Here is a 13,614-nt window from a genome sequence, read left to right as displayed (position 1 = left end):
TCATCATACATAGAGATAGTGTTCTTGACAATTCACGGATTATTTTTAAAACAAGTCGAAAATAAGAGAGAGATCTTTTTGAGTGAAAGAATTGTTTTTAGCGTTAAGCCAGAAAGAACCATACATAAAGAAATATGGTTCTGAATTGGTAATGGCTTAGTAATAAAGAGAAGGTTTCCCATCTTGATAGGGGATTTTTTTTATAATTGTGCCTGATGGTGTGAAGAATGTAGCAGTGCCGCATCCTTTTTCTACTTTAGAATAGGGATGACGATCTCCGGATCGGAAGTACTCTCCTTTAATCAGCAATTCGTTATCATATTCTTCGGTAGCCATAATTTGTCCCTCAGGGTAGTACAGGGTTAATAAACCCGATTTTTTGGTGTTTATTAATTCTTTACAACTTTCTAGATTTCCATTTGGGAACCATGTTTTGACAGGACCTTGTAGAATACCATGATTCCATGTTAATAAAAGTTTAGGTTTCCCAGAGTCAGCATAGAAAAATACTTCTTCACCGTGTTTCGTCCCATCTATTGATGTATATGTCTGTATGATAATTTTCCCTGAAGAATCCCAGAGAGTAACCTTTCCACAAGGTTTTCCTTGTGCAAATACCCGTGTTTCTATAATTGCATGTTTCCCATATAAGGCTTGTAGTCCTTGGCCGTGAATGATTTCAGAAAACGGTTGATAAGTTTGAGGATCAAGATAATACCCATGGACGAGTAAACCTTTGTCATATTCTTCTTGGCAAAGGATAGTCCCAGATTGTTCTTCATAGCGTATGGAAATACCGTGTTTTTCACCGTTCTGGTAAGTTTGTTTTTTTAATAAATATCCTTCACATGTGTAAGTTAAGAAATCACCATGAGCCTGTCCTTTATGATAGGAGCATTCTTTCCATATTTGTCCGTTAGGGTGATAATAGTAGGAGACTCCTTGTAATGATCCTTTATCATAGTTGATAGCAGCTTCTAATATGCCTTCGTCATTGTGGGCTAGAGTTGTTCCATGAAATAACCATCCCAATTCCGCTGAGGGGTGAAGATCTGCAATGCCTCCAATGACCTCTGCTTGAATGCGGATTTTCCCATTAGAGTGCCATTCGCGATAACGTCCACAAGCACGGTTGTTTACACATTCTAGATACTGTTTGATCTGTCCATTGTTATGGTACGTGGTTAGACAGGACACATGCTCTCCCTTGGTATTTTTATACATTCGCATGACTTTTTGATAAGGTTGGGGGGAGAGAAAATCAATTTGGGAGTATTTCTTGAGTTTTTCTTTGGAACCAATGGTTTCGGATAGACCATTTCTGTCGATAATATTAATTCCTATGAGTGTGAGTTTTTCATATGTACCCGCGGAATGTAGAGGAAAAGCACATAGAAAACATAGAATGAGATGATAAATATATGTTTTTATAGCCATCGACTTATAGCCTCTGCATTTACTGACCAGACTTGATTATTTAAGGGAGTGGTCGATTTCACCATTTCCCAATGTGTGAAGAAAGCTACGGGAGCATTGGGGTTTGTGGGATCTAAAAGATAGAAGATTTTTTCGAGATCACAGCAGTCAGCTTCTATAGGATGGTCTAGGCGTAGGGATACAAGATCATCAGCTATTTGTGTGACTGACCAGGTGACATGATTTTTAGACGAGAGAAACATTTGTTCACGAGCCCATACTTCTTTACTTTGAGCAATTAAAGAATTTTTATTGAGGGATTTCAAACGTGTCTGTTCTTTATTTAGTAGTTCGATACGTTTACTTGCCTGTAATAGTTCATGAGGCTGGATATTTTTGTGTTGTTGTTTTAGCTGAGTATTGGTTTTTCGTATGTCATTTGTTCGCTCTTGCATGATTTTGAGGGCAAGAATGTGCATATTTAAGTCTTCCCATTGTTTTGTTGTGCAAACATTGTGATACACAATACCGATGACAGGAAGACAACCCAAACAGCTTATGGCAATAGCATAACAGATGACTAACCACTTTTTCATAGGATTTCCTCGGAAGCTATATTAAATTGTAATTCAAAAGTTTGCCCACACTGGGTTTTAGTAATTTTAGAAAGTTTGGGGTGCTGGTAAATCCGTTGAAGAAATTGTGATATTTCTTCGGAATTTCCCTCTCCTTTAATAGATACAGTTGCTTCGTAAGGAACATTTGGCGTTTGTTTGGAAGGAAATGAAATGAGGGAATAACAGAAATAAGATAGTTTAATTGAGGGAGTAGGTTCAGATATCGCCGAGAGAAATTGCATGGTTTCTTTACTTGTAGGTATTGTAGGTAAGTAGGCATACTCTTTATGTGTATTATAAGATGATAGTGCGGAGAATAGGGCAGTCTTGATAGTCCGTAGGGAGGAAGGTATTTTTTTACTTTCAGGACATACTAATGCAAAATTATCTCGAACACGATGAGAGAGAGAAGAAAGTTTGAGCATAGAATCCGTGCCCACGATCAGAGTGGATATCAAGGCGAATTTGCTAATAAGTCGTGTTGTGCGTTTTAGCCAGAACTTTTGTGAGGCAGTGGAGTTAAACATAGGGTTATAGGGAAATGCAACAATCTTTCTAGATGTCCCGTGGTAGGCTGAGATAATTGCGTCGCCATAGTTTAACCAGGTGTCTTCGTCTACATTTAAGGTTGTTATTTGGCAGGGAACTAACGGTAAATTAATTTTTTGTTCTAATGATTTTTTAAGTTCAGGTGACAACCCCATCACATGAATGACAGATAGAGGTATTGTAGGGTAGGTATCTTTGATATAGTTTAGGGTTGTTACAATATTTTCATGATACTCTGGAGAAGAGTTGTGGAAGGAGCGAGAGACTAGTACGGATTCATTTTTGACAAATAGGCAGGTAGTTTCCAAAGAGCCGGTATAAATTAGAAAATAAGCGGGTAAAGCTTTTAACGGTGTTTGTTGAGCTAAGAAGAAAATATCTGCAGGTTGACAGGATATTGTATCAGGAAAAACCTGGGATTGGTGTAGAAGGCTCACTTTTCGTTCTATGGTATCTTTTTGTGTGATCCATAGTGTAATAGGTGTTGTCTTACAGGCATCTTTTTTCCCTATGTGAGGAGAGATGACTAGGGATTCCCAAGGGAAAATGGCATGAGTTTCTAAGTCTGTTAAAGTAGTTTTTAAAATATTTCTTTTATTCTTTAAAGAAGACAAGGAGCTTTTGATTAAGCTATCACTGCCTTTTAGAGAAAAAATACAGAGAGCTTCGCGATATTTTTTAGGAAGGAGCTCCGTATTGTTTTCACCAATATGTGCGCAATAGGCAACTATCCATTCTTTACATGTTTTCTGTAAGATTGCTATTTTAATTGTATTATTTATATCCTGGGTTACCCCAATGCGGTATATGGGTAGTTTAAAGTTCATAGCGCAACATGTTTAAAATAAAGATAATCATTTTAAAGAATAAAAGGCTGTTTTTCAAGAAAAACACATATTAATTGTTTATAAAGGGAAAAGAAATGGTATCTTATTTTTTGAGAACCGCTATTAATGTTTATAGTTTTTTATTTTAGTGTATATTTTAGCTTCTTGGATTCCTGAGTCTCGTAATGCCTTGTGGTATCGGTATATTTTAAAGCTGGTAGATCCTTATTTAGCATTATTTAGAAAATTTATTCCTCGGATCGGTTTTATTGATATCAGTCCTTTGATTGCTCTTCTTTGTTTGGAAGCCGTTCCTTTTATTGTAATACGAGCCCTACGGTTTATTGTTATTCATATTTTTCATGCTTCATGGCTTCTTCAATATATATAAAAAATCTTCGTCTTCGTTCCCCTATAGTTTACGCACCTTTAGCAGGATTTTCGGATTATCCCTATAGGAGGATGTCATCTATATATAGTCCCGCATTGATGTTTTGTGAAATGGTCAAAGTCGAAGGTCTACATTATTCCCCCGCGAGAACACTAAAGTTATTAACATATTCTGAAGCTATGCGGCCTATAGGAGGGCAATTATGTGGTAGTTGTCCTCAGATGGCGGGAGAAGCTGCTAAAGTATTAGAAAATTTAGGTTTTGATATCATCGATTTGAATTGTGGTTGCCCTACAGATAGGATTACCAAAGATGGTAGTGGATCCGGTTTATTAAAGACTCCCGAGCTTATAGGAAGAATAATAGAAAAAATTGTTGAATCCGTAGCTATTCCCGTTACTGTAAAAATACGTTCAGGGTGGGATGAACATAATATTAATGTCGAAGAGACTGTGCGTATTATTAAAGAGTCAGGTGCTAGTGCTGTTTTTGTACATGGAAGAACACGTGCTCAGGGTTATGTTGGTGCAAGTAATTGGAGTTATATAAAACGGGCAAAAATTGCTGCAGGCCCGGAGTTTCCCGTATTTGGGAATGGTGATGTGTTTTCTCCAGAATCAGCTAAGCTTATGTTAGAAACCACGAATTGCGATGGTATTCTTATTGCTCGAGGTACCATGGGTTCTCCTTGGATAGCTCAACAAGTACAGGATTATCTGAATACAGGCACTTATCAAAAAATTTCTTTTCACCAAAGAAAGCATGCCTTTGTACAGCATTTACGATGGGTGGAAGAGTATTATCAAAGTGAAGAAAAACTGCTTGTAGAAACACGTAAACTATGTGGGCATTACTTAAAATGCGCTTTTAATGTACGTTTACTTCGTTCCGCACTATCTCGAGCTACAACCTCAAAAGAAGTATATCAGCTTATTGATTCTTATGAAGAATCGGACGAGGGATATGGGGACTCGCCATCGATTTTAGATAAATGTTGATTTAACAATTTCGGTAGTTGGAACATATCGATAGGATCTGTGCCAATAATCTTTTGAAATTTATCGTCAGGAATTAATCTTTTTTTGTTTGTAGGATCTTGAAGTTGGGAGTCCTTAATATATTCCCAAACCTTTTTAATTGCTTCTCCGCGTGTTATAGGTTCTTTACCAAGGATTTGTGATAGTTCTGGAGAGGGCATGAGTAATGCGCCCTTACTTGAAGAAGCTTTTTTCTTTAACGAGGCATTTTTGGTTTTATTATTTTTCTCAGTTGCTTTCTTTTTAGTGCTTTTCTTTTTGTAAGGAGTTTTCTCTGTTCCAGTATATTTATTGATTACTGCATCTATAGAATTGCCAATAACACTACAGTCAGGATACTCCGAACAAGAATAAAATGTTTTATTATATCGAGAGCGTTTCTTTAGGATTTTCCCCGAACATCCAATAGCAGGACAATGAGGTGTTTCTTCTTCTTTGACTTCCTCTCCTTTTTTATGTAGGGTAATTGTGCCACGACATTTAGGATAGTTTAAACATCCTAAAAAAGTACCGAAGCGCCCATGACGGATTTTCATAGGTCCTCCGCATAAAGGACAGGGACTATCCCATGCTGTTTCTTTAGCATAATCGTCTTTGTTAAAGGTAAGCTCTTCTTCTGATGTTTTAAAATCACACTCTGGATATTCTGAACACCCATAAAAGTAGCGGTTTTTAGACCAGATTTTTACAAGTTTTCCTTTATGACATGCTGAGCAGGGAGTATCAGTGATGATACGTGGGATAACCGCTTCTTTTTCTACTTTTGTAACCACGGGAAGAAATTGATCCCAAAACTCTTTGAGAAGCAATTTCCACGATTTTTTATTATCAGCAATCAGTTCTAATTCATCTTCCATGAATGCAGTGAAACCAATATCCATAATTCTAGGAAAATTTGTTTCTAGAAATTGAGAAATAATTTTCCCTAATTCAGTGGGATGTAAGCGCTGATTTTCTTTAATTGTATATTCGCGATTCTGAATTTTGTTCATAATTGTTGCATAGGTTGAAGGACGACCTATACCAGATTTTTCTAGCTCTTTAATTAAGGAGGCTTCCGTAAATCTAGGGAGGGGCTTGGTAAAAGCTTGCTCTGCAGTAACTTGAATTTTTTCTAGGACATCTTGTGCATGTAATTGAGGGAGGGAGGGATTATCTTCCTGATCAGGATCATCATCATGTTTTTCTTCATATACAGCTAGAAAACCGCGAAACTTTAATACAGAACCTGAAGCACGTAAATCGATTCTCACATTTGTGGAAATCGTTAACGTCAAAGTATCATAAATCGCAGGATTCATTTGCGAGGCAATGAAGCGTTTCCAGATCAAAGAATATAATTTAAATTGCTCATCAGATAGTTTGTCCTGTAGCTTATCTGGAGATAACCGGATATCTGTAGGACGAATGGCTTCATGAGCATCTTGAGTCATTTTTTTTGTAGCAAAGAGATTGGGGGACTGAGGTAGATATTCGGAACCAAATGTTGTTTGAATATAGTTTCGGACTGTTGATAAGGCTTCAGGATCAATACGCGTAGAATCAGTACGCATATAAGTAATTAATCCTGTTACGTCTTCATTACCTAGTTCTACACCTTCATATAAAGTTTGAGCAATAGACATGGTTTTAGATGAAGAAAATCTAAAATGTCGACTTGCTTCTTGTTGTAATGTGGATGTGATAAATGGAGGAGATGCATGACGACGTTTTTCTTTTGCTTCTACACGTGTCACACGGTATGAAGTGTTTTCTAGTTGTTGAATATACTGTTGTGCTGTAGTTTCAGAATTAATTAATAGAATGTCTTCGGTTGTTTTTCCCTTAGGAAGTTCTTTTTCCCATTTTTTCCCATCTGCAGAGTACAAATGTGCCCAAAAGGTTTTTGATGTTTGTGGATCTTGAAGAAGAACACGAATATTCCAGTATTCAGTAGGAATAAAAGCTTCTATGGCTTTTTCTCTGTCCACAACAAGTTTTAATGCTACGGATTGTACGCGTCCCGCAGATATTCCCGATCGTTGTTGAAGTTTACGGCTTAAGATAGGGGAAATTTTATAACCTACAATGCGGTCTAATAAGCGCCGTGCTTGTTGAGCATTAACTAAAGCCATATCAATAGGTCTAGGATGTTTTAAGGCTTCAGTAACAGCACTTTTGGTGATTGCATTAAAAGCAATTCGTTGTGTTTTTATATTTTCAGGAAGTTGTTGAGCAATATGCCAAGCGATAGCTTCTCCTTCTCTATCAGGATCAGGAGATAAGTAAACAACGTCACAACTTTTTGCTAACTTGCAAATATGGTTAATCACTTCTTGTTTTTCAGGAAGAACACGATAAATAGGTTCAAAATCATGATCTATGTCGATACCAAATTCTTTAGCAGGAAGATCAACGACATGTCCTAACGATGAAGCAAAAACAAAACCTTTTCCTAAGAGCTTTTGTAAAGTTTTAATTTTAGCTGGGGATTCCACTATGATTAAGGACTTTTTCATTAACTCAATGGCGAACTCCGTGCTTGAGCTCGGAGAAAAAACGCCTCTCCTTTTTTATTGTTTTTGTTCCTACCTAAAACAATTCTCATGCAGCCAATTGCTATTTATTGCAAGTTTTCTACCAAAATTACTTACTTCGTCGTTACAAGAACGGGAAAGAAGAATTTTTAGAAGTAATTCTCTTAAATTAATAAAGGAGAACTTCCCAAATCTAGAAAGAGAAATTATTCTCTTGTTTTACTAGGATTTGTCATGAATACATAACTTAAAGCACGCCATTCAATTTTTCAAATTAAAGATTTCGTAAGTCCTAGTATGCCCTATGGTTATTTAGAGGTAGATTCTTTTCAAGGGAATAATGTAATAATTAGGGAATATTAGTCCTAGAAATCCTATATAAAAGAGAAACTTCGTCAAGTATTTTTAAGTTTATTGCACGATTTATCTAGATAAAAAATGGTTGAAATGTGAAGAAGTTAGAATTTTTAATTCCTCCTAAATCTTTAGATGATGACTTGCTCAGTTTGAATAAACAAGGGATTATCGCAGGTCCTGAAGAATTAAAGCCTCCTTTTTTGTATCGTGTTGAGGAAATTTTTGACAATGCTCCAGAGCAACCCACTCCGTTTCCTTCTAGACTTCAAGATATGTTTGATATCAATCCCACGCATCTAGAAGTTATCTATTCGGATGAAGGCATGGATGTTTGGGAAGCAGGATGCACATGGATAGCAAATAATCGAGTTACGATACAGCTTCGCAAGCATTTACGTAAGGCTGTTCGATGGTTTTGTATATATTCTAAGGAAGAAATTCTCGCACATGAAGCTGTTCATGCTGCACGCGTGAAATTCTATGAGCCTATGTTTGAAGAAGTTTTAGCTTACCAAACATCTACTTTTATTTGGAGGAGATTTCTAGGCCCTTTATTTCGTTCCCCGGGGGAAAGTTATTGTTTATTCTTTTTTGTTCTTTTAGGTTTGGGAATTACTTTCTGGGCTCCTTTATTAGGATTCGCCTGTCTTCTTGCGGCTCCTGTATATTTTGGTACACGACTATGTATTGTTCAGCGTTACTTCTATCGTGCTAAGAAAAAAATTCGTAAGATGTTAGGTATCCCTCCCTTATGGGTTTTGTTGAGACTTACTGATGCTGAAATTCGTATGTTTGCAACACAGCCCATTCCTGTTCTTGAAAAATATGCCAGAGAACAAAAATTAAAAAGTGTACGTTGGCAACAGATCTATATTGCTTATTTTGCTTAAGTTTTGCTGTAAAACCGCTTTACATATCTATGGCGTTTGTGCGCAGGCAGGATATTCAATTGAGCGCGGTATTTAGCTACTGTACGTCGGGCACAAGGAATACCTTGTTCTGAGATTCTTTTGCTAATATCGGCATCAGATAGAGGAGAAGTTTCCGATGAGATCCACTGATGAATCCAGCGTAAAATTGTTTCTTTAGATTGTGTGCTATTATGAATAGGTCGAGGAAATAAATACTTTAAAGGGAAGATTCCTTTGGGTGTAGCAATAGTTTTGTTTTCTATAGCACGGAATAAAGTAGATTGGTGATAAGGTAGCTCTTCCGCTAGGAATTTTACAGAAAGAGCTTGAGGAGCAGAAGACTTCCCAAGAAGAAAACTCTCTTGATAAGGAAGCATTTTCTCAACAATAGCAAATAATAATTGTTCTCGTTTTTTTAAATTTTTGATCAACCATTTTGCAGAAAGAATTTGGTGTTTTAGATTCTTTTTTTCTTGTTCCGGTAGTTGTTCGTAAATATGTAAAACATGGGAGTCAATTCTAATTGGTGGCAGACCTCGAGAGTTAATGTGAATCTCCCAAATGCCAACTTCATATTTAAGATAAATATCAGGAAGAGAAGGCTGAGGACAAGATCGAGGCGAGGTATAACCTGCAGCAGGAGACCAAGGGATAGATGTTAATGCATCTTTTAAGGATTTAAGAAGATGATTGGGAGAACAGCGAAGTTTTTTAGCTATAGAGGAGAAATCACAATTCCTTAATGCATTGTAGTGGTCCTTGATAAGAGTATAGGCTAGTGTATGAGAGGAATGTTTCAAAAGGAATAACCAGTAATCTTGTAGGGATGACGAAGCTATGCCTAGAGGATGAAAATGCTGGATTTTGATTTGTATTTGGGCAATCTCTTCTACTGGCACTTCTAGTTGTAATGCCAGTTCTTGAATAGGGATGGACAATAAACCTTGCTCAGATAGATTTCCTATAATGTGTTGAGCTATCCGAACGTCTTGTGGATTATCGAAAGTATGTTGTATTTGAGTATAAAGATAGGATAGAAGAGATTCAGGTTGCGATACTTCTATGGAAGGTAGAGACAAACAAGGAGACCATTCCTCTTCCTCTAAAGAGGAAAGATCAAAACAAGGGTTATGAATAATTTGTTGCAACAAGTAAGAAGATAGCTCCGTAATAGGGAATTGCAACATATGCAACCCTTGTTGCATACGTAGCGAGGGTAGGTATTTTAAAGAAAGTTTTTGTTCTGGACGAAACATACTTACTTAATGTACTTGTACCCAACATTCTTTAGGAATTTCTTTTAGAAATCGGCTAGGTTTCATTATACGAACTGTGCTCCAAAGAAAACGTGTTTGTGCTGCAGTTAGATAAAGAAGATCCTGAGCCCGAGTAATTCCTACGTAACATAAGCGACGTTCTTCTTCAAGATTTTCATAGGTTTCATTTGAATTAGCGTGAGGGAAAAGCTTTTCTTCTAGGCCCACAATAAAGGCAATACGGAATTCAAGTCCTTTACCATTATGGATTGTCATCAAGTTAACACGATCTGTAGTTAATTTTGTTTCTTCAGTAGAGCTTTTTAAAGCTAAGTCATCCAGAAAGGTTTCTAAAGAAGCATCAGGATTTTGCTCCCATTCAAAGGTTTTTGAAGCTAGCTCATCAAGATTGCTTTTTCTATCCTCATACGTATCTGGATCTTCTTTCTTTAAAATATGAAGATATTCTGTGATGCGTATAGTAGAAATGACGAACTCACTTAGAGAGAGAGTCAACCGAGCATTTTCTAATAGTTTAAAAATATATAAATATTGTCTTAAACCTTCGTGCTGTTTTTTAGAGAGCTTAACACTTTGAGTTTCTAAAGCAAGTCTACATGCTTCTAATATGGGGAGATTATTACTTAAAGCATAATCCATTAATGAAGATATTGTTGTGGGGCCGAGACCTCGTTTAGGCAAATTGATAGTTCTTTCAAAAGCAATAACATCGCATGGTGTAACCAACATTCTAAGGAAGGAAAGAATGTCTTGAATTTCTTTACGTTTATAAAAAGAAATGCCCCCAAGAATTTCATAGGGAATACGGCGACGTAGTAAAGCGTCTTCAAAAGTACGCGATTGGCTATTCGTACGATAGAAAATGCAAATATCCTTTAAAGGAATATGAGATTGTCTATGCAAACGGGAAATTTCATTAACAACAAATTCTGCTTCATCTCTATCTGTTTTCCCAAAAAAGACACGAATTTTTTCTCCAGGTCCTTTTACACTACGAAGTTCTTTTTTGAATCTCGACGTGTTGTTTTGAATAAGTGTATTTGCAGCATGCAAGATATTCCCAAAACTACGATAGTTATCCTCTAGTCTTAGAATACGCGCTTGAGGATAATCTTTCTCAAAATTTAAAATATTATGAATATTTGCTCCGCGCCAAGAGTAAATAGATTGATCAGGATCTCCTACAGCAAAGATATTCTGATGTTTTCTTGCTATTGTTTGAGCCATTACATATTGTGCATGATTGGTATCTTGATATTCATCAATAAGCAAAGCTTTCCATAATTCACTATATTCTTTGCTTGCTTCTGGACAATCTTGAAATAGTTTTACAGATAGAAAAAGAAGATCGTCAAAATCAACAGCATTAGCTTCTTGCAAACGTTGTTGATATTCTTTGTAAATAGGTATGATAGGATTAACATAGTCTTCGGGATTTAAATCTTCTGGTAAGAGCAAACGATGTTTTGCTTGAGAAATTAAATGTTGTGCTTGGTTACTCAATGTTTTGTTCATATTCATTTTTTGTAAACACTGCTTGAGTAACTTATCCGCATCTGCTTGATCATAAATAATGAAATTGTTGTTTCTATTGAGTAGATGGATAGACCGACGCAAGATAAACACTCCTAAGCTGTGAAAAGTACATACCATAGGAGAGTCTTCGCCTTGTATTTTTGGACATAGGTGCGCAATGCGTTCTTTCAATTCTGTGGCTGCTTTATTTGTAAAGGTAACAGCAAGAATCTCTTTTGGGGAGATGCCTTCATTAATAAGGTGAAGAATACGATAGGTAACAACACGAGTTTTCCCTGCTCCAGCTCCTGCTAAGACAAGGATTGGACTCAGAGGTGAAGTAACAGCATCACTTTGAGCCTGGTTCAATTCTAAGGTCAACATAGGATATCCGGGGATTATTCGCTTTTTCCTATAAAGATTAGGATCGCAACTAAATCCTTATGGGAAGATACTATATGTTATTTTCAAATAATAAAACGTGGGCAGTTCATGCAAAACGCATTTACTATAAACCAGCTTCCAGTGTCTTGGCAAGAACAGCTTGAAGATACTTGGTTTCAACCTTACATGCATCAACTTAGAGAGTTTTTGTTATTAGAATATTCTCAAACTACTATATATCCTGATAAAAAGAATATTTTTAATGCTTTGAAAAGCACGCCGTTTGACTCGGTGAGAGTCGTGATTCTTGGACAAGATCCTTATCCTGGTCAGGGACAGGCTCATGGACTCAGCTTTAGCGTTCCTACAGGAGTCCGGCTCCCACCTTCACTTATCAATATTTTTCACGAACTACATACTGATTTAGGGATTAAAAATACTACGGGATGCTTGCAAGCTTGGGCAGACCAAGGAGTCTTATTGTTAAACACTGTATTAACAGTGCGAGCAGGAGCTCCTTTTTCTCATGCAGGTCGTGGATGGGAGTGTTTTACGGATGTCATTATTAAGAAACTTATTGAAAATCGCTCTCATATTATTTTTGTTTTATGGGGAAATGCAGCAAGGAAAAAATGTGATCTATTATTTCATTCTTCTCATAAACATGCTGTTTTAGCTGCTCCTCATCCTTCTCCTTTATCTGCACATCGTGGTTTTTTCGGGTGTTCACACTTTTCAAAAATTAACTACCTGCTTAAAAAGCTAAATAAGCCCATGATTAACTGGAAGCTCCCATGAACGAAGGTATTCAAACAGTATCTTTTAGTAAAACTCATAAATTGACAGCAAAGTCAACAGTAAGTTTAGAAATGCCCACAGCCACACAAAAACTTCAAAAAAGCGAAGGCATGCCAGCAGCAGCACGACTAGAAGCTGATTTTCTACGAGCTGAAGCTTTGCTTACAGAAATGCGAGAAATCCGAGGTTGCCTAGAACATTCATTGCAAACTTTAACTCCTAAAGACTAAAGAAGATTTAAGTAAATCTTCTAAGTAAGGTGTAAGTTTCTGCAAAGCCTTAGCTCTATGTGACACTTGGTTTTTTACTTCTTCAGATAATTCAGCAAATGTTTGTTTGTAATCATATTTTAGAAATAGTGAATCATAACCAAATCCTGAAGAACCTTTTTCCTGGTGGCCTATATATCCTTCGCAAATTCCTCGAGCTTTAAAAAAATTGTCCTTCAGGGGATACTAAAACAATACAACATTCGAAGTAAGCGGAACGATCTACAATACTTTCCAAATGCTGCATTTGTTTTAAAAGTTGTCTACAGTGGTCTTTATCTGTAGCATTTTCTCCAGCAAATGTTGCAGAAAATTTTCCAGGAAGTCCATGAAGAGCTGGGACTGTAAGCATAGTGTCATCTGCAATGACCCATGAGTGTAGTTCTTGTGCAGCATGAAGACCTTTAGCTAAGGCATTTTCTTCAGGAGAAGATCCTGTTTCTTTAGGAGTATGATAGTTGGGGAAATCTGTTAGTGAAAAAATATCAAAATTTCCTATTTGTTTTAAAAAAGTCTTAGTTTCTCTTATTTTATAACCGTGTGAGCTGGCAATGATTATCTTCATGGATTTCTCCTAGGAAAACCAAGTTTTTTTCAATGAAATTATATACACAATTCAATCAGCATAAATTTTTTTAGTATACACGATTATTGAAATAGTTGCATCCACACAACTTGAACACAATATCTAAGCTTTTTGCTAGCTGTACATTCCCTATAGAGGAATATAATTTTGGTAATTACGCGAGA

At 36.6% G+C, this 13,614-nt stretch carries 10 protein-coding genes and 2 pseudogenes; 5 read left to right on the top strand and 7 right to left on the bottom strand.

The genetic code is table 11. From position 1 onward, the window contains the following. Positions 1-156 precede the first annotated feature (156 nt). From RT28_RS03735 to RT28_RS03725, 3 genes are read right to left on the bottom strand one after another with little or no spacing between them, the layout of a single operon-like run. Positions 157-1,437: a toxin-antitoxin system YwqK family antitoxin gene (locus RT28_RS03735; protein WP_038500973.1), complete on the bottom strand. Its 1,281-nt coding sequence runs from the start codon at positions 1,435-1,437 to the stop codon at positions 157-159. Further along, a complete protein-coding gene (locus RT28_RS03730; RefSeq protein ID WP_020355685.1) occupies positions 1,428-2,012 on the bottom strand; it encodes a hypothetical protein in 585 nt (194 codons plus the stop codon). The genes RT28_RS03735 and RT28_RS03730 overlap by 10 nt, the downstream gene beginning before the upstream one ends. Further along, positions 2,009-3,409: a membrane protein gene (locus RT28_RS03725; protein WP_038500971.1), complete on the bottom strand. Its 1,401-nt coding sequence runs from the start codon at positions 3,407-3,409 to the stop codon at positions 2,009-2,011. Before RT28_RS03725 ends, RT28_RS03730 begins: the two co-directional genes overlap by 4 nt. Before the next feature lie 95 nt (positions 3,410-3,504). Here RT28_RS03725 and RT28_RS03720 point away from each other — a divergent pair. Continuing rightward, positions 3,505-3,800: pseudogene (locus tag RT28_RS03720) on the top strand (YggT family protein). After that, positions 3,779-4,798: a tRNA dihydrouridine synthase DusB gene (gene dusB / locus RT28_RS03715; RefSeq protein WP_038500968.1), complete on the top strand. Its 1,020-nt coding sequence runs from the start codon at positions 3,779-3,781 to the stop codon at positions 4,796-4,798. Before RT28_RS03720 ends, dusB begins: the two are co-directional and overlap by 22 nt. On the opposite strand, the gene topA is transcribed toward dusB, so the two are convergent. Next, positions 4,741-7,335, bottom strand: coding sequence for a type I DNA topoisomerase (gene topA, locus RT28_RS03710; RefSeq protein ID WP_038500965.1), 2,595 nt, complete (start codon positions 7,333-7,335; stop codon positions 4,741-4,743). The two genes, dusB and topA, sit on opposite strands and share 58 nt — an antisense overlap. Before the next feature lie 467 nt (positions 7,336-7,802). Here topA and RT28_RS03705 point away from each other — a divergent pair, with 467 nt between their 5' ends. After that, a complete protein-coding gene (locus RT28_RS03705) occupies positions 7,803-8,600 on the top strand; it encodes a hypothetical protein (protein ID WP_020355681.1) in 798 nt (265 codons plus the stop codon). Here the strand turns inward: RT28_RS03705 and rpoN are convergent. Together rpoN and RT28_RS03695 are read right to left on the bottom strand one after the other, a co-directional pair. Continuing rightward, positions 8,597-9,877: an RNA polymerase factor sigma-54 gene (rpoN, locus tag RT28_RS03700; RefSeq protein WP_038500962.1), complete on the bottom strand. Its 1,281-nt coding sequence runs from the start codon at positions 9,875-9,877 to the stop codon at positions 8,597-8,599. The genes RT28_RS03705 and rpoN overlap by 4 nt on opposite strands. Positions 9,878-9,883: 6 nt before the next feature. Next, entirely contained in the window at positions 9,884-11,797 is a 1,914-nt protein-coding gene (locus RT28_RS03695; RefSeq protein WP_038500959.1) for an ATP-dependent helicase, read from the bottom strand. A gap of 108 nt (positions 11,798-11,905) precedes the next feature. Here RT28_RS03695 and ung point away from each other — a divergent pair, with 108 nt between their 5' ends. Then, the gene (ung, locus tag RT28_RS03690; RefSeq protein WP_038500956.1) at positions 11,906-12,595 is read left to right on the top strand and encodes a uracil-DNA glycosylase; all 690 of its coding nucleotides are present in this window, start codon (positions 11,906-11,908) and stop codon (positions 12,593-12,595) included. Further along, on the top strand, positions 12,592-12,825 hold the full coding sequence (locus RT28_RS03685) for a hypothetical protein (protein ID WP_020359162.1): 234 nt from the start codon (positions 12,592-12,594) through the stop codon (positions 12,823-12,825). The genes ung and RT28_RS03685 overlap by 4 nt, the downstream gene beginning before the upstream one ends. On the opposite strand, the pseudogene rdgB reads toward RT28_RS03685, so the two are convergent. Beyond that, positions 12,808-13,429 (bottom strand): annotated as a pseudogene (rdgB, locus tag RT28_RS03680) (RdgB/HAM1 family non-canonical purine NTP pyrophosphatase). The gene RT28_RS03685 and the pseudogene rdgB sit on opposite strands and share 18 nt — an antisense overlap. Positions 13,430-13,614 lie beyond the last annotated feature (185 nt).

The organism is Chlamydia avium 10DC88, assembly GCF_000583875.1.
Taxonomy (GTDB): domain Bacteria; phylum Chlamydiota; class Chlamydiia; order Chlamydiales; family Chlamydiaceae; genus Chlamydia; species Chlamydia avium.
This window is presented reverse-complemented; position numbering and strand designations above follow the sequence as displayed.

Bases quoted from the DNA above. Each gene is read 5' to 3' on its own strand.
- RT28_RS03730 (WP_020355685.1), bottom strand. From the start codon at position 2,012: ATGAAAAAGTGGTTAGTCATCTGTTATGCTATTGCCATAAGCTGTTTG.
- RT28_RS03695 (WP_038500959.1), bottom strand. From the start codon at position 11,797: ATGTTGACCTTAGAATTGAACCAGGCTCAAAGTGATGCTGTTACTTCA.
- RT28_RS03735 (WP_038500973.1), bottom strand. From the start codon at position 1,437: ATGGCTATAAAAACATATATTTATCATCTCATTCTATGTTTTCTATGT.
- topA (WP_038500965.1), bottom strand. From the start codon at position 7,335: ATGAAAAAGTCCTTAATCATAGTGGAATCCCCAGCTAAAATTAAAACT.
- ung (WP_038500956.1), top strand. From the start codon at position 11,906: ATGCAAAACGCATTTACTATAAACCAGCTTCCAGTGTCTTGGCAAGAA.
- rpoN (WP_038500962.1), bottom strand. From the start codon at position 9,877: ATGTTTCGTCCAGAACAAAAACTTTCTTTAAAATACCTACCCTCGCTA.
- RT28_RS03685 (WP_020359162.1), top strand. From the start codon at position 12,592: ATGAACGAAGGTATTCAAACAGTATCTTTTAGTAAAACTCATAAATTG.
- RT28_RS03725 (WP_038500971.1), bottom strand. From the start codon at position 3,409: ATGAACTTTAAACTACCCATATACCGCATTGGGGTAACCCAGGATATA.
- dusB (WP_038500968.1), top strand. From the start codon at position 3,779: ATGGCTTCTTCAATATATATAAAAAATCTTCGTCTTCGTTCCCCTATA.